The organism is Marinobacter sp. (assembly GCF_041690455.1).
GTDB lineage: Bacteria > Pseudomonadota > Gammaproteobacteria > Pseudomonadales > Oleiphilaceae > Marinobacter.
On record NZ_JAWLHI010000015.1, the window covers coordinates 48,168 to 68,169 of the forward strand.

Below are 20,002 nucleotides of genomic sequence, written 5' to 3' on the forward strand. Positions count from 1 at the left end.
CACAGCACTGGCCATGGTCTCCGGAGGTCAGTAATTTCCATCAGACCCGAGCCGAAAATGTCGCAGTGGTATAGACTTGAACCCTTGAAAGTCTGATTGCAGAAGGCCCATGTCACGGTACCAGAGCCAAGCCCCAAAAACCGACCTGCCGATTGCCCTGCCGCAAGTCGTCGGGCTTGTTGTTGTCCTGCTCTCCCTGCACCTGATTGCCCGTAACGATTTTCTGCTCTTCCATACCCTCGTAGAGATGCTCCGTATTGTCGTGCTGGCAGGGCTGTTCGCACTTGCCTGGCACACCCGGCACTGGGCCACCAACAGCTTTCTCGGAGTTATCGGCACAGCCGCTATTTTCATCGCATCCCTTGAGCTCCTTCATACCATCGGCTACAAGGGCATCGGCATATTCCCCGAGGATGACGGTAATCTGCCGACCCAGTTGTGGATTGCCTTCCGCTACCTCGAAGCAGTTGCTTTCCTGATCGGGGTGATGGCGGTGAGGTGGCGTATCAGCCTGATGTTACCGTTCGCGGTCTTTGGCGCGGCCGCCGTGATTCTGGGACTAGCCGTATTCTCCGGAATATTTCCGGACAGCTACCTGGAAGGCACCGGACTGACCCCCTTCAAGGTTACCTCCGAGTACATCATTGCCGGGATCTTCGCGGTCACCATGGCACTGCTATACCGCCAGAGACGTCGCTTCGCCACACCGGTCTTCTACCTGATCCAGACCTCCCTGATATTCAACATCCTGGCAACCCTGACACTTACCCGGTATGTCAGTGTCTATGGCTTTGCCAACGAACTGGGCCATTATTTACTCCTGGTGTCTGCCTACCTGATCTACCGGGGCGTGCTGGTGACCGGTCTGATCAGGCCCTACCAGTTTCTGTTCCGGGACCTGAAACGCCACGAAGAGCACCTCTCGGAACTGGTTGCCGAACGTACCGCACAGCTTGCCCGCAGCGAATCCCTGACCAGAACCTTCATTGAACATTCGCCGGCGCTCATCTATCTGATGGATGCAGAGGGCCGCGTGACGCTCACCAACCCTGCGTTCCGCAAGCTGCTCGGACTGGAAGATCAGCAGATTCTGGGCAAGAGCGTATATGATGTCTTTCCTCCCACTGCGGCCAAATCGATCAACCGCCAGGACCAGCGGGCACGGGAACTGGGCAAGCCGATCACGGTGACCGATATCGTGGAATTCGAGAATGAGCCGAGGATGTTCGAGGCCGTGCACTTCCCGATCCTCGATGAAAACGGCCAGCTATCCGGAAGCGGAGCCATCGCCACTGATGTTACCGACCATCGCAGGACCCAGGCCAACTACGAGCTGATGGTTCAGGCCGCCATGGATGGTCTGCTGGTAATGGACTACGAAGCAAACTTCATCCAGGTCAACCGTGCGACAGAGGAGATCACGGGATACAGCCAGACCGAGCTGCTGGGAATGAATATCCGTGACCTGGAAGCCGACCTGGACGCCGCAGCCATCGAGCGCTCGCTGGACCAGGTCATGGTTGAAGGCTCCGGGCGCCTGGAAAGCCGCTGGCGCCGGAAGGATGGCAGTATCCGGGATGTGGAAATCAGCGCCCACGTCTTTGACGGCACATTCACCTCGGGCTTTTTCTCCTTCGTGCGGGACATCACAAAACGCAAGTCCAACCTGGCCCGAATCGAGTTCCTCGCCCATTTCGATCCCTTGACCAGGCTTCCGAACCGGGCCCGATTCGAGGAACTGGTCAACGTCCGTCTCGCGCAAGCCAGACCCGGAGGCAGTCGCTACGCCCTGGTCTATCTGGACCTGGACAACTTCAAGGACATCAATGATTCGCTGGGCCATACCATAGGCGACAACCTGCTGAAGGAAGTCTCCCGCCGTCTGGGCTCTCTACCCCCGGAAACCCATGTTATTGCCCGTGCATCCGGGGATGAGTTCATGGTGTTGGCCAAGCTCGGGCCCGAAGAGAAGGCCTACGTGCATGAAATGGAGAGGCTTCATCAGTTATTCGCCAACAGTTTCAAAGTAGACGGGCACCACCTGGCGACCTCCGTCTCCATGGGCGTGGCCTTGTTCCCCGATGACGGCGATGACTTCACGGCGCTCTCCCGCAATGCGGACACCGCCATGTACGCTGCCAAGATGGAGGGAAGAAACACCTTCCGCCGGTTCGATCCCACCATGCAGGAGAAGGCATTCGAGCGGCAGAATCTGCTGGCGAAGCTGCGGGGGGCGCTGGAAAGAAAGGAAATGGAAGTCTTTTACCAACCCCAGATGGACCTTGCCACGCGCAAAATCATCGGCGCAGAGGCGATCTTGCGCTGGAACAACCCCGAGCTGCAATGGGTATCCCCGTCACGTTTTATCCCGATTGCCGAAGAAAGCGGCCTGATCGTGGAGATCGGCGAATGGGTACTGCGGGAAGCCTGCCGGCAGGGTAAGGCCTGGATGGATCAGGGTATGCCGCCGATCACCCTGGCGGTCAACCTTTCTGCGATCCAGTTCCAGCGGGGTGACCTGTGTGACACGGTTGGCGGGATACTGGACGAAACCGGCTTCGAGGGCCGTTACCTGGAGCTCGAACTGACGGAATCCATCCTGATTGGTGACCACAAGCGGGTGGTTGACACCATTAAGGGGTTGAAGCAGCGCGACATCCATCTCGCCATTGATGACTTTGGCACTGGCTATTCCAGCCTTGCATACCTCAACCGCTTCGCGGTGGATAAACTCAAGATCGATCGCTCCTTCATCCGTGACATGGGCTCGGATCCCAATAATTCGTCGGTCGTGCTTGCGATCATCCGCATGGCCCATAGTCTGGGCCTGAAAGTCATTGCCGAAGGCGTAGAGAATGCATCCCAGCTGGAGCAGCTCGACAGACTGGCCTGTGATGAAGTGCAGGGCTACCACCTCGGCAAGCCGATGCCTGCCGCCACGTTTCAGCGCCTGCTAAGCAATGGGGTCACAACGCTCCCCGATTGAGAGCCTCAAAGCTTGCCCGCAACAGCTCGCACACTTCCTCGTCGGTCACCGGGTCAAAATTCCGGTAGAACTGGCCGACATAGTTAAAGTCTGCCGGCTCCTGCAGGCAGATGCAGTGATCCACTATATCCCCGTATTTGTCGGTCGTGCCCTCCGGCGCGGCCGGAATGGCGACAATCAGTGATCTGGCTCCGGCGGTTCTGACCATTTCAATCGCCAGGTCCATGGTGGCACCGGTTGCGATGCCATCGTCGACCAGAATCACCTGCCGACCCTGAAGATCCGCCGTTGGCGCATAGCCCCGATAGGCCTTTTTCCGCTCTCGGATGACGCTCAGCTCCCGATCCCTTACCCGTTTTATCTGCTCCGAGGCGATCGCCAGCGAACGCACCAGATCCGAATTCAGGTGCGGTATACCGTCCTCTCCCACGGCACCCATGGCGACTTCCGGCTGCCAGGGCACCCCGAGCTTGCGAATGTTAAGGAAATCCAGTTGCAAGTTCAGCTGGCGGGCAATTTCATACCCGACGGGAACACCTCCCCTGGGGAGCCCCAGAACCACGGCGTTGGGCTCAATACCCATATCTGCCAGCACCTCCGCCAACCTGGCACCGGCGTCCTTCCTGTCCCTGAAGCGCATATCAGCCATCCCTGACACCTCATTGATGAACCATCACACGGTTGCGTCCCTGTCGCTTTGCCCGATAAAGGGATCGGTCGCAGATTGAAAGCAAATCACGAACCGTCACGACCTCGTCCCTGCAACTGACGACCCCGGCACTCAGGGTGACCCGGAAATCCCGGCTCTCGTCACTGACAAAGCTCTCGTTCTCAATGGCGTGCCGGAGGTCTTCGGCCACCTGTGCTGCGTTCTCCAGGGACGTTTGCGGCATCAGTATGAGAAATTCCTCACCACCGGTCCGGGCTACCACGTCGGATTTTCGCACCCGGCGCAGGATCAACTCACCAAAACGCTGCAGGACCGCGTCTCCGACTGGATGGCCGTAGGCGTCATTGATTGCCTTGAAGTGATCGAGATCCACTGCAACCAGGGAAAACTCGCCACCATAACGGTCCTGCTGGGCAGCGGTCTCTTCCAGTTTGCGTATGAAGTAGCGGCGGTTGAAAAGCCCGGTAAGCTCATCGGTAACGGAGAGTCGTTCGAGCTCCAGCTCCAGGCGTTTTTCATCGTCAATGTTTATCACCATACCCTGCCAGACCACCTTGCCGTCCGGCTCGCGCTCCGGCTTCGCCACGCCCCGAAGCCAACCTGTCATTCCGCTGTTGATGACCCGGTAATCGCATTCCCATTGTTCCAGACTGCTGAATGAATCAGCGATGGAGTCGTGAACTGCCTGAAGGTCCTCAGGGTGAATATGCTGGAAAATCAGTCCGGCGTCCGAACAGGCTTCCTCCGGGGTAATCCCAAAGAAATCCTCGACCTTTCTGCTCATGTAAGTGAAGTAGTAACGGCCGTCCGGTTCCATGACAAAAGTGTAGATAATGCCAGGAAGGGATTCCGCCAGTTGCGATAGCCGGTGCTCGGTGACCTTCTCTTCGGTCACATCGAGATGAGTCCCCATGAGCCATCGCGGATGTTCAGTGTGTGTGCCGTTGAGCAGCATCCCGCGGGTATGGATGTGACGCCATCGGCCGTCCTTGTGCCGCATCCGGATGACACACTCAAACTGCGGCCCCTTGCCATCCAGATACTTCTGTAAGGCTTTCCAGGCCAGGGCAAGGTCTGCCGGGTGACACAGACGCTCCCAGGTACCAAAGGTCACCGGAGCCAGCTCATCGAGCGTGTAGCCCAACATGCTCGCCCAACGCTCGTTGAAGATGACATCGTTGGTGTCAAGGTTCCATTCCCAGGTGCCTGCACCTGTGCCATCCAGAATGGCCTTGAGGCGGGTTTCCGGAGATAGCTGCATCCTTTCCCTCTGACTTGGTATTTCGGGCCAACCAGCGCTCCCCGACAGCTAACGGCGGACGCAATCCGGCGACCTGAAAATCCAACAAACATTCAGACTAATAAGTGTAGCTGAAAACGGGATGCACAGACGGGGACGAGAGTTACGCTGGCCTCAGTCGGCACGCTGCATACTTGAACTCCGGAATCTTCCCATCCGGGTCCAGCGCCGGGTTGGTGAGCAGGTTGGCTGCCGCCTCCACAAACGCGAAGGGTACGAACACCATGCCATCGGGCATGGTCTGATCGGCCCGTGCCATCAGGGTGATGCTGCCGCGCCGGGTGGCAATCTCAATTGCATCCCCCGACGCTACGCCCAGGCGACCCAACTCCGCAGGTGCCAGAAAAGCTGCAGCTTCAGGTTCTCGCTCGTCCAGTACCCGGCTGCGACGAGTCATGGCGCCGGTGTGCCAGTGTTCAAGCAATCGCCCGGTGGTTAACACAATCGGATAGGCCTCATCCACCGGCTCATCCGGTGGCAGCGGCCGAGTTGGCGAGAACCTGGCCCGGCCCCCGGCGCGTGGGAAGGCATCAGAGAAGACAACGTCCTGCCCTGGCGCGTCGTCGGCGGGGCATGGATAGGTGACGGAACCTTCGCGTTCCAGGCGAGCCCAGGAGATATGATCGAGTGAGTGCATGCCCTGTTTCATCTCGGCGAACACCTGCTCAGGGCCGGAGTAGTCCCAACCCAGCCCGAAACGCCGGGCCACCTCCTGGGTAATCCACCAGTCGGCCTTTGCCTCTCCCGGCGGCGCCAGCGCGGCACGGCCCATTTGCACCTGCCGGTTGGTGTTGGTGACGGTGCCTGATTTTTCCGACCAGGCGGCGGCCGGCAGGATAACGTCGGCAAACTGGGCAGTCTCCGTGACGAACAGATCCTGCACCACCAGGTGCTCAAGGGCGGCGAGCGCGGCCCGGGCGTGGGTCAGATCCGGATCGGACATCGCAGGGTTTTCGCCGAGGATGTACATGCCTTTTATTGTCCCCGCCAGAATGGCGTTCATAATCTCGACAACCGTGAGCCCCGGCTCGGGATCAAGTTCGGTGCCCCAGAGTTCCTCGAAGGCGGCGCGCAGCTGGGCGTCTCCCACTGGTTGGTAATCGGGCAGTACCATGGGGATCAGGCCGGCGTCCGAGGCGCCCTGAACGTTGTTCTGCCCACGCAACGGGTGAAGGCCAGTGCCGGGCCGGCCCGTGTGGCCGCATGTCAGGGCCAGTGAAATCAGGCAGCGGGCGTTGTCGGTGCCGTGCACATGCTGGGAAATGCCCATGCCCCAGAAGATCATCGCCCTTTCGGCGCCGGCGTAGGCGCGGGCCACTTCACGAATGGCCTGTGGTTCAACGCCGCAGAGCGGGCTCATCACCTCTGGCGACATATCCGCAACACTCGCTGCCAGTGCCTCGAAACCCTCGGTATGGGCATCAATGTAGGCCTGGTCAAAGAGTGCCTCATCGATAATCACATGGAGCATGGCGTTGAATAACGCCACGTCGCCTCCCGGCGAAAAACGAACGCTGCGCCAGGCATAGGCATCCAGGGCCTGGCCGCGGGGATCAATGATAATCAGTTTGGTGCCGTTTCTTGCCGCCTGCTTGAAATAGGTAGCGGCCACCGGGTGGTTCACCGCCGGGTTGCAGCCGGTCAGGATTACCACATCGGCCTCGAGCGCCTGCATGAAAGAAGCGGTGACTGCGCCAGATCCCAGACATTCCATCAACGCCGCCACAGAGCTGGCGTGGCAGAGTCGCGTACAATGATCAACGTGGTTGGAGCCGAAACCGGTACGAACCAGCTTCTGGAACAGCCAGGCCTCTTCGTTGGAGCACTTGGCGCTGCCGAAGCCGGCCAGCGCATCTGGTCCGTGCTGTGTTTTGAGCCGGGTTAATCCGCTTGCCGCGAGATCCAGTGCTTCTTCCCAACTTGCCTCGCGAAAGTGAGTTAACGGATTGGTGGGATCAAAGTCAGGGTCGAGCCCCTTGGGCACGCCCTCCCGGCGGATCAGAGGCCGGGTAAGCCGTGCCGGGTGCGCGGGGTAATCGAAGCCGAAGCGCCCCTTTACACAGAGCCGGCCCTGATTTGACGGCCCATTTCTGCCTTCGACAAAGAGAATGCGCTCCCCCTGCTCTGCTGCTTGAGAAGGCTCCTCTTTTACGTGATAGGTCAGCTGACAGCCCACCCCGCAATAAGGGCAGACGGAGTCAACGGTGCGATCAGCAACGCCGGAGTCTCCGCGGCCCTCGGCATCAATCAGGGTGGCGGGCATCAGCGCCCCGGTCGGGCAGGCCTGCACGCATTCGCCGCAGGCAACGCAGGTGCTGTCCCCCATGGGGTCATCGAAATCAAACACGACCTTGGACGCAGCGCCGCGGTGCGCCAGGCCGATAACATCGTTGCCCTGCACCTCGCGGCAGGCGCGCTCACACAAGCCGCAGGTGATGCAGGCGTCCAGGTTGACGCTCATGGCGGAATGGCTGGTGTCATGGCCCCGGGCGTGGGCCAGCGAATCTGACCGCGGCACAACATGGTGAACCGTGGGCTCGTCGCGTTCTGAACGGGCCGGGAGGCGCTGTCGCGCGGCGCTGGCATCGATGGCCAATTCATCCGCCAGATTCCACAGATGGCTCGATCGATCCGGGCTCTTTGCCCGTTCAGGCTGGTCAGCCAATAGCAGGTCCAGCACCGCCCTGCGGGCCTCCCGGGCACGGGCGGAGCCCGCACTGCGCACAACCATGCCGGGCGCTGCCTCGCGGATACAGCTTGCGGCGAGCACCCGCTCCCCTTCTATCTCCACCATGCAGGCGCGGCAATTGCCATCAGCCCGGTAACCTGGCGCGTCTTTGAAGCACAGGTGCGGAATGGTCTCGCCAGCGCGCTTGGCCACCTGCCACAGGGTTTCACCGGCGAAGGCCTGAACTTCAACGTCGTCGAGCGTCAGGGTAAAGCTTGCTGTCGCATCGCTCATGGCTGTTTTTCGATGGCTCATGGCTGCCTCCCCTAACCTTTCGCTATCAGATTGCTGCTGGCGAGTTCGCTGCGGAAATCTCGCAGCAGACTCAGCAGCGGATTGGGTGCGGCCTGGCCCAGACCGCAAATGGAGGCATCTGCCATCACCCTGGCCAGCTGCTGGAGCGTCTGCTCATCCCAGGTATCGCGTTCCAGCAACGTGAGCATTTTCTCGGTACCCACACGGCAGGGAGTGCACTGCCCGCAAGATTCATCCGCGAAAAAGCTCAGAAGGTTTCGGGCTACCGCGGCCAAATCGTCCTGATCAGACAAAACGATTACGGCAGCAGAGCCGATAAAGCAGCCGTGCTCCTGCAACGTATCGAAATCCAGGGGAATGTCTGCTTTGCTGGCGGGCAGTATGCCGCCGGAGGCCCCGCCGGGCAGATAGGCCAGCAGGCGATGCCCTTCCGCCATGCCGCCGCAGTATTCCTCTATCAATTCATTGAGGGCGATGCCCGCGGGGGCGAGGTGAACCCCGGGCCGGGCAACCCGACCGGAGACTGAAAAGCTGCGAAGACCGCGACGACCACGCCGCCCCTGACTGGCGAACCACTCGGCGCCCTTGGCGTGGATGAGCGGAATCCAGTAAACCGTCTCGACGTTATTGACCAGGGTGGGCTGACCAAACAGCCCTTTCTGGGCCACGAACGGCGGGCGATGTCGTGGCTTACCGGGCTTGCCCTCCAGGGATTCGATCAGGGCGGATTCCTCGCCGCAGATATAGGCTCCGGCGCCACGGCGCAAGATAACGAAGCCCGACTCGACAATGCCGGCCGACTCAAGCTCGACGATGGCATCGGTCAGCACCCTGTTCAGGCAGGGGTATTCGTCCCTAAGATAAATGTAGAGGGACTGCGCCTCAACCGCCCAGGCGCTGATCAGAGCGCCCTCCAGGAATACATGGGGTTCGCGTTCCAGGTAATAACGATCTTTGAACGTACCCGGCTCGCCTTCATCGGCGTTGATCACCGCGTAGCGCGGTCCCGGCTCAGCTCGAACGGCCTGCCATTTTCGGAACGTGGGGAATCCGGCACCGCCGAGGCCACGCAGGCCGGCATGCTCGAGTTCCTTAGCCAGCGATTCGATGCTCACCCGGCCTTCACGGCAATCTGTTAGCAGCTGATAACCACCGGCCGAACAATATTCTGACAAACGTTGCCAGGAGGCCTCCTCTGGCTGGACCTGTCCCTGCTCTACCGCGGCCTCAACATTCTCGGCGTTGGCATTCAGCACATGATGATGACCGACGGCCACCACGGGCGCAGTGTCGCAGCGCCCCATGCAGGGCGCGCGCAGTACCCTCACCGTTTCGGGATCAGCTCCATCAGACAGCGCTTGATGCAGCGCTTCCGCCCCGGCCAAACGACAGGGAAGCGAGTCACAAACCCGCAGAGTTATCTCGGGTGGTGGCGTTTGCTCGTCGTGAATTACGTCGAAATGGGCGTAGAAAGTGGCCGTTTCATAGATGTCGGCCATGGGCAGATTCATGAAAGCAGCGAGGGCCCGGAGTCGGGGCATGGAGAGGTAACGATAGGCGTCCTGCAGAGCATGCAGGTGCTCGATCAGCCGATCCCGGTTGCGCAACGTCGAATCGATACGTTCGTCACCGATCAGATCCCGCAGCTCCGCCAGTAAGACGGGTTCGAGTTGGCGACCGCGAGGTGAAACGCGCCGGGGTTTGACCTTCTTTTGCTCTGTTTTCATTGTTTTTGACCAGGCCCCGAGGTACAAAAAGACAGCCGTGTAGGCTGGCCTGACTATTTACGAATCATTGAAGCATATCAGCCTGTGCTGCCGCCAGATGATCGCAAATTGTTTGGATAGGGAGTCGACCCTGACCTGAAACTTTCAAGGTACGGGAAGTTGGGGGAAATAATGGAGGCGCGGGTCGGAATCGAACCGGCGTACACGGAGTTGCAGGACGAACCTCCTGAATATTTATTGTTCTTTAAATACAGCAACTTACTGATGTTTCTTTCAAGTGAAACTACGCCCGTTCAATTTTGATAAAAACGTTTCCGCTCAATAAGTTGCGTTTTCATTTTTTGGGTGGAGATTTGAACTTCCATAGCTGCAACTTAAGTTCGTAGTGCACCCACGTTTTGCCATTCTCAGCTTTTTGAATGGTAGTTAATCGCGACCATGGCGTACCCGCCGTAGTGATAATGCTTGAAACGGGGTAAGCTAACACCTCCCTTTCCGCTTGCCTGATGCTACCAAACCGAAGTGGAGATTTCGGATTTTCTACAGCGTCAATGCCAGAATAAGACGCCGTTTGGAGCGCCAGTGCATCACGGTCGGATTGATTCATTGATTAGAATTTATACTCTTGCATGCCATGACCTTAAACTCCCAATTCGCTTCCGTGTTATGCCCAGTTTGTAATTGAGCTAAAACGCTTCCATTTGGCATGAAAAGAACATTTTTCACCGGCGCACCATTAAAATCACCGCAGCGATGCTGGCTATTGAAGTCTGATTTTACAGCAATTCCCTTGGTGAGTGCTGGCAGATACTCTTCAAACATAGCTACACTTGTATTAGCTGAACTAACGAACACAACTATAACGCACAGCCGTAGCAGTCGAACTGCCACTCTTTTTATGCCGCCACCGCAGGCAACAATTAATATTACAAAAACCCCTCCAAAGAAAAATAGAAACATATATGGATAAAAAACTAGCCATTTTAGATAGTTAGTAACAAAGTATGCGAAAGTCAAAAAAAGCGTTGTAATTGGAAACAGACCAGGACTCACCTTGAACACTTCATTTATCATGTTAGCTGCGTATATGTTCGCGAGAGCTGTATAAAAAGCGATAGCGAGTGAAAAAAGCGCCAGCAACCACTTCTGTTCGGCTAGAAACTCATAAACCTTACTCCCCGTCATTGCAACCACCAGCATTAGGAACGGTATTATTAAAGTAGCCGCCGCTGCGCCAATAATGATTATTGGCGCTTCGAAAATAAAAGGAAAAGAGAAAGCTAAAAAGTATAATGAAAGCAGCACGTACAATGTTTTTCTTCGACTTTCTGCCCATGCATACAAAAACTTCAAAGATCTCTCCTTTTATCTAAAAAAATTGAATAATAAACTATATTTAACCAACAGCGGAAAGCTATTCTATTTGATACTCTGGTAGGAGTTTCATAGTCCTTTCCCAGCTCTATCTTCTCTATGCCAGTCATCGAAGTCCTTTACTGTGAATCCCTCACTCATTTTTCCCTTCTTTATATCTTCACTATTTATATTCATACTTCCGACAAGTTCTAGAAACCAGTTATCGACCTCAGTTCTATTTTTTTTCATCGCTAAATGTGTGCATCGATTTATGCAAAAAGCCAAAAAGTCAGCCAGCTGCAGCAAAGGCTCTTCCTTTGAAGAAGCGTAGACCCCGGACACTCTACTTTGCCAGTTTTGGAAAATTTTCGGACTTATAACTGACCCTGCCTTTTTCTTTCCTTCATCAACAATCAGGCTTATCTCTTCATTAGAGCTCTTTCTATTTCTTTTGATTTTAAAAAGCAGAAACAAAAGAGAAAGATCTTCAGGCTTTTCCAAGTGCAGACCATCCACTGACCCTCGAAGCTCTTGAATGCCGTGATCTTTCAAGGTTAGATCATCAATGGTTTGGATAATAACCGGCCAACGATACTGAGAATAAATATTGGCAAAGAACTCAAATAAACCGAGATTGGCTTGGCCTGGCAACTGATCCCAAGGCGAATTTCTATTGTAAACATCTACAAAATGAAATTCGTCTGCGGTGACTCCCATAGAGTGAACGATCTCATCTAGGCAGGCCCGTATCTGTTGACGTATATAGCCAACCTCATGATCATCAAATACTACTGCTACATGTGTCCTTCGCCTTCCAGAGACAAACTCAGACTCAGTTTCTACTTTAGGTCCGTACGTATCATCGATTGCTATGTGCATAAATTACTTTAACGCGATGGTTAGCGGCGCCCATGTAGTGCAGCGAAATGGGCGTCTGGTGTAGGGGCATCAGGCCCGGAACGCACTACAACTATCTTTAACCCTATGAAAAGCCATGCTCATGAGTATAAATAAATGATGCAGGAGACAGCTTTTTAATCGACCCTCTGTTTCCTGACGACACGCCCCATTCGTTGGAGAATAGATAGACATTTCCAGCGTTGGACAATTTGACCAACTCTCTAAACTCTGACACCGAATGGAGTGGTCGCCACACGCCTCGGTATCTGACATATAGCCCTTGTCTACCTTCCCTTTCATAGACAATTCGTTCAATACTATCGACGATTTCAACATGTGAAATTTTGCCAGATTCAGATCTCGATTCGAGAACCCACAGTAGCTCAGACTCATGAACCCTGTGGCGAAGATCACCCTCGGGCTTCAACATGCATCACCTTTAGGTTTAACGCCGGGCTCACGCGGCGGTTTGGACCCGAGAAGCGGCGGAAAACCGGTCGCTGTGCGCCGATTGTTAAGCATTTTGACGGCGGTACCAAGGATGCCAGCTCATATCGAGATTTAGCCTTTCGACTGCCCGTAGGGACTCATCCGACCATCCGCCTTGGTATTGCACATTCCCATCATCGAAAACTATTCTTTCAGAAAACAGTGGCTTCGACTCCGCGTGAGAGAGTTTTGCCAATGCTGAAAAATAGCAAAGAAACATGTTCAATTTTTTGGATACGGACTCAGCATCCGTTCGAATAAGGTCGTTTGTGCCTTTCCTGGACTCAAGGACGTCATCCATCTCGATAATCACTCCCACTCTCCCGGAAGCACTGTCGTGGAATCTACGCTTTTGGTGCCTAGGGTGAACAAAATCATTACGCTTTGAGATGAGTTTCTTGGCAATTTGGACCGGATATTCCCCGCGATCCAATGTGGCTCCATTTCGGGATAGTAAGTACAGGTCGATCTTTCCTAGGGGTGTAAGTTTGTCAAAATCATTACCGAGTGTTCCTGAGAGACCCATCGATTCGAGGCAGCAATTAGCCAGCGCCTCGATGGACAAGCATGAAGACAATACTGAAGATTTTGAGAACTCTTTTTGCCTTTCGGGAACCTCTCTAACCAAGCACGCGTAATGCAGAGAATCTACCAGACATGCTTGAAATGGATTCGTTTCTAGTCGTTCGGCCCCCATTCTGACTGATCCTCTTCACTGCTTAACAGCAATTGGACAGAGCGCTTTGCGATCGTAGAAATTTGACCTTTTCATAACTCCGGTCTCTGAATTCCCATGCGTTAGGTCTTAGATCTAGAAAACAACAGCTTAGCCCACTACGAGCAGCCTTACCATGGAATCATGTGACATCCATGAACTTCGCCACAAACAACCCTGTTTGCATACACAGTGATTGGCAAGCGGTCATTTCATGCAGGGGGCGCAGCCTCGCCTTCGCGATCAGGTTCGCTTGGTTACTCGCGGAAATCACTACAGCATCCGTACAGAGAAGACGTATTGGTATTGAGCTCGTAACTCATTCACGTTCATCAAATGAGACATCCTCGGGATTGGGGGTAGGTCATTACCGACAATAGCTCGTTGAACTACCTGCAGTATGGGCCAGACATTCCGTCTTGTTTTCCTATCCAGTAACCAGGATCAGCGTAGTTGGATAATGTGCACAACAGCGCAGCCTGGGGCTTGAATTGTTTTTAGGAGGCCCCCGGTGCTCAATCATCTAGTCCGCTTAAAATCTTGACCAGAACAGATTCCCGCCCCTCACAAGACCGGGCTTCCAATTTCTTCACCGCGGCAACATTTTTTTGGAGTGCAAGCCGAAAACCAATCTCACTCCGTGTCTCAACCACAACCGAGACAGGAGACGGGCGATTTGAGTAATTGCATCTTTGAGATCTTTGGCTTGAGCTGATTATCCGCTAATTGAAGCTCACAAAGCCCTCCAAGGCGGGGAGGGGCCATGACATCCACAGCTAGGTATGCACCCCCTGGGCGCAATTCGCTTCAGCCTTTGACGGTTTTTCTGACAATGAACAGCACAAAAAACGGCGTGAGGACCAGCGCTATCGCACTAACTATTTCAAGCGTTTGATTTGATTGTAGCCCAACCCTCCACTTTTCACTGTGGGGCGGAGATTGGCCCCCGATGTTGGGATTTTAGGGTCTAATTTTTGTTCATCCTGTGACCCGTCGGCTTTAGGGCGAACGCAATATCTGTCGATCGTGGCGGGATCGCTCGAAATTACCGCTCATTGGTTTTGTCAACGCAACACGCAGCCATTTTTACGCTTGCGTGTGTTCAGTCAGACGGCTTGCAACCAAGTAAATTAGTTTTCACGCATTAGGGAACGGAAGAGGCAGCAAGAGCTCGACGCGCTTCCCTTGTAAATGAATTCCAACTCCAGGAGAAAGCCGCAATGCCGATTAAAAAAGAACGATTAACCAAAAACTTCGCTTCGATTCCAAATGCCTTATTTGAGGAAAAGGGGCTTTCCCTGGACACTATCGGTGTATTGGTTTACCTCTTATCGCTCCCAAAAGACTGGGAGGTCCGTGCGGACCATATTCGGAAGAAATTTGGCATTGGGAAAGATAAACAACAGCGAATTTTCAAAGAACTTGAGGATGCTGGCTATTTGGTTCGGGAAAAAGTGCGTGGAGCGTATGGGCGCTGGATCACTGGCATCACGATTCACCAGCCCCCTCAGAAACCTGCCGGTACCATAGACGGGGATTCCGGTGCCGGCTTTTCGGGCCACGGTAAATCCGACACCGGTGAAAACGGCCCTTTATATAAGACAATTTCCAAAAAGAAATATTCAAAAAATAAAAGTATTACTAATGGGCAGTCAAAGCCCAGCACTAGGCGCAAGGACCCGACTCTGGATGAAGAAAAGAAGGCAACCAGGTCAGGTGGCAAAACAACGACCTTGGCGAACCGATCTACTCACGGAGACATTTCCTGGCTATGGGAGGGTTAACAATGCAGCCAAATGAAAAGCCGAGTGATGCTGAAATGAAAATGGCCGAAGCCGTGAACGTTATATTCGATCAGATTAAATTGATCTGTCCGGGCTGGAAGTATACTTGGACAAACGAATCGATTGAGAAAAAAGCAAAAAAATTCTGGGTGAAAGCACTTTTGGATGCGAATATTCGGAGCGACCTCGAAATCCAATGCGGACTCCATAAAACTCTGAAAAGCGGCTCCGCGCACTGCCCTCCGGTAGGAAAATTTATCAACTGGTGCAAGCCTGACGCTGAGTTTATGGGGTTACCATCAGTTTTGAGTGCCTATCAGGAGGCCTGTCGGAAAATACATCCGGTTGGACAGCAACGAATTTGGAGCCATCCAGCGGTGTTTGTCGCTGCTCAATCGGTTGGAGCACATGAACTACGAACAATGAGCCGGGATAAGAGTTGGCCGAGGTTTGAGCGCGCGTACGAGATTGCCTGCCACAGGGTATGCGCCGGAGAAGATCTCAACAAGGAAATTCCCAAGGCTCTTACAGAGCAGGTTCCGGGGCGCCCAGCACCAAAAAAAGTAGCAAGAGAATACATGCAAAAGCTTAAAAAGATGGTTCGGTAAGCTTTTCGGCTGATAAAGTGAGGTGTCGGCATTAAAAAACGTGAACTGATTCATACGAGGCGAGGTCTAGACCAAATGACTATCGAAGTCGGCGTTCTGACTGCCATGGCTATAGGCATCATTGGCGCAACGTTTCTCACCGGATGGTGTCTCTACTCTTGTAATCAGGAAAAGAAGAATGCCGAGTGACCCCGGCAAAAGAAACGCCGGTCAGTAATCTAGTCCGACATATTTAGACGTGTTCTCTTCATAATTGAACGGCGCCAGAGGATAAACCACGGCAGCGCCAGAGGCTGCCCCCGCCCAACATCCTGAGTCGTCCAATCCCAACGTATTTGGCTTTCCGACTGAGTGATACTGTATGTATGCGCGGTAGTCTTTCGCGACCTGAGAGGTTCGCTCCAGGCCAGCCAGCATTTTATCAATTTTGTATGTCGTATCCTGCGGTGGAATATTGCCACTGCAACGCATTGCGGCCACTTTCCCAGCTCGGGCATCATACGTGAGGACGGCCAGGTCTGGTCCAAACCCATTTTTTTGAATCAATTGCTCGCCGATTTGTTCCGCCGCTTGGTAGTAAAGCGCCGCCCTCCCGTACCTGCGATCCCATAGGGAGAACGTACCCTGTAGCGCATAAACCATCAGAGTGACCTTCGACGCGCGCTTTCTCGACACATACATTAAATTGGAGTAAATGTGATCATGGTCAAGCCACTGAATATACAGCTGCTTCGGATCTTTCGATTTTGGCAAGCGGAACTCATAATCATCGAAAATCGTATCAACCCGCTCATCCAGCGCCATTGCAACAAGCAGTCTGGCCGTCGCGTTTCCGTCATTTGCAGCTCGGTCCATAATGTCTCGTGCCCGAGTCTTGTCAAAGTCCCATCCCAACGCTGGGAAAGATATCGCCAGCAGCATTGCAGCCATGAAGCCCAAAACAAACTTCGTCATACCAATACCCTCTAATTACCGCTCTGAAAATCCAATTTCGCTATCTCGCCAGAGTCTATTTGAGGTACCTCGACAGGAACTGCTTTAACATCTCATTTGCATCCGAATCGTCTGCTGGGTCTTCGTCTAGCAAATGGCAGTCATATTCGCAGGCGTGGTTTCCATACAGGCTAAGCTCGGCTTTTACACCGCGCCGCATGATCTGTATCACCTCAGCTTCGTTGTCTGCCTCAAACGGGATTTTCACTGTGAAGCGGTGGCCACAGTAGACTGCAGACGCGCCTCGCTCGACGGAGCCGCATTGCAGGTCGGATTTTCGTTTATCAAGTTCGGCGTCACCGCCGACGACATTGCCCTTCGTCAGCGATATCTCCCCTCTGGTTGCCTGTGATTGCTGGTAGCCCGTCTGCGCGGAATCCTCGGTCATCGGTTGAGCGGATACCAACAGGGCGTTTTTATAGAGAATGAAGTTCGAGACGTTCCTGCCAACTGATAGGCGCACCGGCAGAGGGTGAGCGAGATCGTATAGAAGGCTCTTATCGACTCGGCGACTGGAAGCAAAATCAACGGCAGCAGTACCGTTGAAAACTTTCAGAGGTCCTTCCGGTATTACCTGGTTGCCCTGAGGAGCAAGCGTGTGGACCAGCCGATAATAGGTGTCCCACCAGGACTGATTCACGATGATATCTACATAGATATCGCCTTTGATCTGGTGCGTGTCGACAGCCGAAACATCATAGGACCGGAGAACGATGGCATATCCAGCGTTCAGTTGATGCCGCGGGCCAATCAGAAACTCGTCCAGGAGACGCCGATACTCGCCGACCAACTGCTGAGCCTGATCCCAACTCCGCACATCCTCAATTCGCTGATCCCACGTTTTTATCTCCTCCGGTACGATTCCGGCAATATCCTTTTCAGCCAGAGTCACCTGCAGACGCACATGCACCCCATCAAAGATTTCACGCTCTTCTAAAAGGTCGTAGCTGTGGACCCGGCCACTGGTAACAGCGGTGGCCATTGAATGAAACTGGTCGTCATTCATTGTTGTCACGGAAAAAACCTGACTACCTAACGTCTCGACCAAGGCCTTACCCAAGGCCGCATCAATAGCGGAGTCCCGATCCGACCCTGTAGCACCCACGGTGACAACGGTGTTCGCAACAGCGAAAACCGGCGGGATGAGAGCAGCTGCCACGCTGATCAGAAATCTCAACATCACATTCATGAATCAGCCCCCTTTTACCCAGCCGAGGAGGAAGCTCTCAGCAACTGCTTCCTCGCCTTCCCACCAAACTCGTTCAGCAACAACTTCCGACCGCACGAATCCTGTGACGCTGGAGTGACTCATGTTGACTTGTTGACCGGACTGCGCTGCAACGGCTCTTATGGACGCGCCTTTCAAACGATTGACGAGAGCAACTCTTCCAGCATGCCGAGCCTTGCGTCGCGCTTCGTATTCCACAGAAATTCGCAGTTCGTTTGATCCGCGCTGGGTGGACGCTTGCTCCTGAACAACTGCGTAACGGTAACCGTTGACTCCATTTCGTCTAGACAGCCCTGCCAACCGGTAAGCCTCAATCTTCCGAAGAACCTCTGCCCTGTGCGCGCGAGCCACTTCATCACGCGCAGCCTCAACAGACTCGATCGGAAGGCTCAAACGAAAATACCCGTTCACAGCATTGCCGGAGGAGTGAGCAACAAACTCTGAATCACCGCCCTGAAAGAAACCCTGCGAGGCACTGTCGGTATAGCGTTCCCCCGACACTGAATACTGAGCGATGCCGCCTTCACCTGTCTGGGAGGACTCCACGAGCTTCTGGCTAGTGATCACCACGCCGCCGACAGCCAATAGAAACTGTGCTTGGGCATCACTTCGTGCCCGGGTCTTTGCCTGCGCTACTGAGTCGCCCTGCCCGATTCCCACAAACACCATCCGCCTGCCGCCAGGCTCCCGAAATTGAGTTTTTGAGGTCCACGATGGAAGCTCAGCGGACTTCAGGACAGGTGTATCGTTTGCGCTGGCCATACCAGATGCCATAAAGAGAAGACTGATCGTGATGAGAAGAACACCTCTGTTCATCATTCGTCCTCCTCGAACCGACGCATATCTTCCAATTCACTGGACCTTCCAACATGAAGCGAATTCATGGGTATGGCGGCCTGGACGAATGCGTTGAAAAAGGTTTTGCCGGTTTGGCTATCCAACCATTGCTCAAATCGAGAACCCTCCACTGTCATTGAGTTCACGGCATGAACAGACAGCTGCTGCGTAATCCGGTTCAGCTCCTGAACTGGGTCTTGTACCCCACTCTGCGTATTAGCGCCGCGTTCAATTCGCTCGACCTTGTCCTCGACCTGGCTCGAAAAATAGTTAGCGATCTGGCGGCGTGCATCATCCACGGCAGCATCTCGCGCGCCCTTTTGCGTGCTGTGCCGGTTGCTCATCCCAACCACACGGACGGCCTGGTCTGCTGAATCCTGTCTTGCGGCCGGCATAAGTGTCCACGCTGGGCGAGCGCTCTCTCCGTCCGATGTCCAGATTAGCTTGTCGGCGACCACCGGAGGCTCGTAGGTAGTAGTGCAGGCGGTCATGAAAATGACCAGAGAGAGTGTCGCAGAGAGAGGAATAGTCAGTTTGAAATTTACCATTTTGCACCTGTGTCGCAATTGAGGGATCAGCTCCTATTTTCCTCATTAATCGCGATCTGCAACCCCAGGCACAGACGAAAAAACAGCCACTAAATTCCTTGAAAAAGCGGCTTCCGCATAGTCTACCGCATCGGAGATAGCAGTTTTATCGATGGGATACTTGCAAAACGCCGGGGTAAAAGCGGGTGCGTTACGTCAGTCGGAATAGATTTAAATCTTTAACCTGAAGTTAATCCAGGTATTAAAGCGCAGAAACCATACTTGGAGACGACGACATTTGATTAACGCAGGGAACCATATATATGTGGACAGCACGCGTAAAAACAGAGCTAACCCTTCGGATCGAAGAACTATACTACGAGGCAAAGGAAATAGTGGACGAGCATTGGCAGTTTCACTACCGAAACAACGCTTTATTGCCTCCAAAAAAGAAAGCGAGACTCAATGTCTGGGTTCGACTCCGCCCAAATCATCGCTTGGAAATTTACTGGACAGCTTTTAAGTTTTTCAAACATCCAATCAGCGGTAAACCCGGTGTCTATTCTAAATATATCCCGAAGGGCAACGGATTCCGGTACCGCAACAAGAGCCTGATGATCCGCGCAGAGTCGTGGGAAGTCGAGAAAGTTTTGGAAGTCGAAAATAAAATGGCAGAGATTCGAGCAGAGTACAACTGCCTTTCCCGGGCCTTAACAAGCCTTAAAAATGCAGAGAAAAAGGCTGCCGAACGGCAGGCTACGAATTTGACTTAATTAAGTTATTTGAACTTAATCAAGGAGTGTAGTGGTTCAATGATTCCGGACACCAACGTAGGTGGTAATATCACCACCATAAACGAGGTGTCTGATGACCAGAAAGCGACGTTCTTTTTCTCCTGA

Annotated in this window: 14 protein-coding genes; 4 read left to right on the forward strand and 10 right to left on the reverse strand. The window is 54.0% G+C overall.

The genetic code is table 11. From position 1 onward, the window contains the following. Positions 1-109 precede the first annotated feature (109 nt). Positions 110-2,986 carry an EAL domain-containing protein gene (locus ACESMW_RS05525; RefSeq protein WP_372986061.1) on the forward strand — a complete coding sequence of 959 codons (2,877 nt, stop codon included), beginning with the start codon at positions 110-112 and terminating at the stop codon, positions 2,984-2,986. On the opposite strand, the gene ACESMW_RS05530 is transcribed toward ACESMW_RS05525, so the two are convergent. From ACESMW_RS05530 to ACESMW_RS05555, 6 genes are all read right to left on the reverse strand, one after another. Beyond that, a complete protein-coding gene (locus tag ACESMW_RS05530; protein ID WP_372986062.1) occupies positions 2,967-3,635 on the reverse strand; it encodes a phosphoribosyltransferase in 669 nt (222 codons plus the stop codon). The two genes, ACESMW_RS05525 and ACESMW_RS05530, sit on opposite strands and share 20 nt — an antisense overlap. Positions 3,636-3,645: 10 nt before the next feature. Further along, a complete protein-coding gene (locus ACESMW_RS05535; protein ID WP_372986063.1) occupies positions 3,646-4,917 on the reverse strand; it encodes a diguanylate cyclase in 1,272 nt (423 codons plus the stop codon). Positions 4,918-5,059: 142 nt separating this feature from the next. Continuing rightward, positions 5,060-7,939, reverse strand: a complete 2,880-nt coding sequence (gene fdhF, locus ACESMW_RS05540) for a formate dehydrogenase subunit alpha (protein WP_372986064.1) — start codon at positions 7,937-7,939, stop codon at positions 5,060-5,062. 11 nt (positions 7,940-7,950) lie between these two features. Continuing rightward, positions 7,951-9,666 carry an NADH-ubiquinone oxidoreductase-F iron-sulfur binding region domain-containing protein gene (locus tag ACESMW_RS05545; RefSeq protein WP_372986065.1) on the reverse strand — a complete coding sequence of 572 codons (1,716 nt, stop codon included), beginning with the start codon at positions 9,664-9,666 and terminating at the stop codon, positions 7,951-7,953. Positions 9,667-10,269: 603 nt separating this feature from the next. Then, positions 10,270-11,019 carry a hypothetical protein gene (locus ACESMW_RS05550; protein ID WP_372986066.1) on the reverse strand — a complete coding sequence of 250 codons (750 nt, stop codon included), beginning with the start codon at positions 11,017-11,019 and terminating at the stop codon, positions 10,270-10,272. 90 nt (positions 11,020-11,109) lie between these two features. Further along, positions 11,110-11,901 (reverse strand): DUF3800 domain-containing protein, encoded by a 792-nt coding sequence (locus ACESMW_RS05555; RefSeq protein WP_372986067.1) that lies wholly within the window; start codon positions 11,899-11,901, stop codon positions 11,110-11,112. A 2,445-nt stretch (positions 11,902-14,346) separates the two neighbouring features. Between ACESMW_RS05555 and ACESMW_RS05560 the strand changes: the two genes are divergently transcribed. Both ACESMW_RS05560 and ACESMW_RS05565 read left to right on the forward strand, forming a co-directional pair. After that, positions 14,347-14,910: a hypothetical protein gene (locus ACESMW_RS05560; protein ID WP_372986068.1), complete on the forward strand. Its 564-nt coding sequence runs from the start codon at positions 14,347-14,349 to the stop codon at positions 14,908-14,910. Positions 14,911-14,912: 2 nt separating this feature from the next. Next, positions 14,913-15,518, forward strand: a complete 606-nt coding sequence (locus tag ACESMW_RS05565; RefSeq protein ID WP_372986070.1) for a replication protein P — start codon at positions 14,913-14,915, stop codon at positions 15,516-15,518. Positions 15,519-15,728: 210 nt separating this feature from the next. Here the strand turns inward: ACESMW_RS05565 and ACESMW_RS05570 are convergent, their stop codons facing one another. Genes ACESMW_RS05570 through ACESMW_RS05585 form a run of 4 tightly spaced genes read right to left on the reverse strand, consistent with a single transcriptional unit; the run spans position 15,729 to position 19,124 of the window. Continuing rightward, the gene (locus ACESMW_RS05570) at positions 15,729-16,472 is read right to left on the reverse strand and encodes a hypothetical protein (RefSeq protein WP_372986071.1); all 744 of its coding nucleotides are present in this window, start codon (positions 16,470-16,472) and stop codon (positions 15,729-15,731) included. Between the two features lie 55 nt (positions 16,473-16,527). Then, positions 16,528-17,700 carry a hypothetical protein gene (locus ACESMW_RS05575; RefSeq protein WP_372986072.1) on the reverse strand — a complete coding sequence of 391 codons (1,173 nt, stop codon included), beginning with the start codon at positions 17,698-17,700 and terminating at the stop codon, positions 16,528-16,530. Between the two features lie 3 nt (positions 17,701-17,703). After that, positions 17,704-18,558, reverse strand: a complete 855-nt coding sequence (locus ACESMW_RS05580; protein WP_372986073.1) for a hypothetical protein — start codon at positions 18,556-18,558, stop codon at positions 17,704-17,706. Continuing rightward, the gene (locus ACESMW_RS05585) at positions 18,555-19,124 is read right to left on the reverse strand and encodes a hypothetical protein (protein ID WP_372986074.1); all 570 of its coding nucleotides are present in this window, start codon (positions 19,122-19,124) and stop codon (positions 18,555-18,557) included. The genes ACESMW_RS05580 and ACESMW_RS05585 overlap by 4 nt, the downstream gene beginning before the upstream one ends. A gap of 302 nt (positions 19,125-19,426) precedes the next feature. Here ACESMW_RS05585 and mobI point away from each other — a divergent pair, with 302 nt between their 5' ends. Then, entirely contained in the window at positions 19,427-19,876 is a 450-nt protein-coding gene (gene mobI, locus ACESMW_RS05590) for a conjugative transfer protein MobI(A/C) (RefSeq protein ID WP_372986075.1), read from the forward strand. Positions 19,877-20,002: the final 126 nt, after the last annotated feature.

Bases quoted from the DNA above. Each gene is read 5' to 3' on its own strand.
- ACESMW_RS05525 (WP_372986061.1), top strand. From the start codon at position 110: ATGTCACGGTACCAGAGCCAAGCCCCAAAAACCGACCTGCCGATTGCC.
- ACESMW_RS05530 (WP_372986062.1), bottom strand. From the start codon at position 3,635: ATGGCTGATATGCGCTTCAGGGACAGGAAGGACGCCGGTGCCAGGTTG.
- ACESMW_RS05535 (WP_372986063.1), bottom strand. From the start codon at position 4,917: ATGCAGCTATCTCCGGAAACCCGCCTCAAGGCCATTCTGGATGGCACA.
- fdhF (WP_372986064.1), bottom strand. From the start codon at position 7,939: ATGAGCCATCGAAAAACAGCCATGAGCGATGCGACAGCAAGCTTTACC.
- ACESMW_RS05545 (WP_372986065.1), bottom strand. From the start codon at position 9,666: ATGAAAACAGAGCAAAAGAAGGTCAAACCCCGGCGCGTTTCACCTCGC.
- ACESMW_RS05555 (WP_372986067.1), bottom strand. From the start codon at position 11,901: ATGCACATAGCAATCGATGATACGTACGGACCTAAAGTAGAAACTGAG.
- ACESMW_RS05560 (WP_372986068.1), top strand. From the start codon at position 14,347: ATGCCGATTAAAAAAGAACGATTAACCAAAAACTTCGCTTCGATTCCA.
- ACESMW_RS05565 (WP_372986070.1), top strand. From the start codon at position 14,913: ATGCAGCCAAATGAAAAGCCGAGTGATGCTGAAATGAAAATGGCCGAA.
- ACESMW_RS05570 (WP_372986071.1), bottom strand. From the start codon at position 16,472: ATGACGAAGTTTGTTTTGGGCTTCATGGCTGCAATGCTGCTGGCGATA.
- ACESMW_RS05575 (WP_372986072.1), bottom strand. From the start codon at position 17,700: ATGAATGTGATGTTGAGATTTCTGATCAGCGTGGCAGCTGCTCTCATC.
- ACESMW_RS05580 (WP_372986073.1), bottom strand. From the start codon at position 18,558: ATGATGAACAGAGGTGTTCTTCTCATCACGATCAGTCTTCTCTTTATG.
- ACESMW_RS05585 (WP_372986074.1), bottom strand. From the start codon at position 19,124: ATGGTAAATTTCAAACTGACTATTCCTCTCTCTGCGACACTCTCTCTG.
- mobI (WP_372986075.1), top strand. From the start codon at position 19,427: ATGTGGACAGCACGCGTAAAAACAGAGCTAACCCTTCGGATCGAAGAA.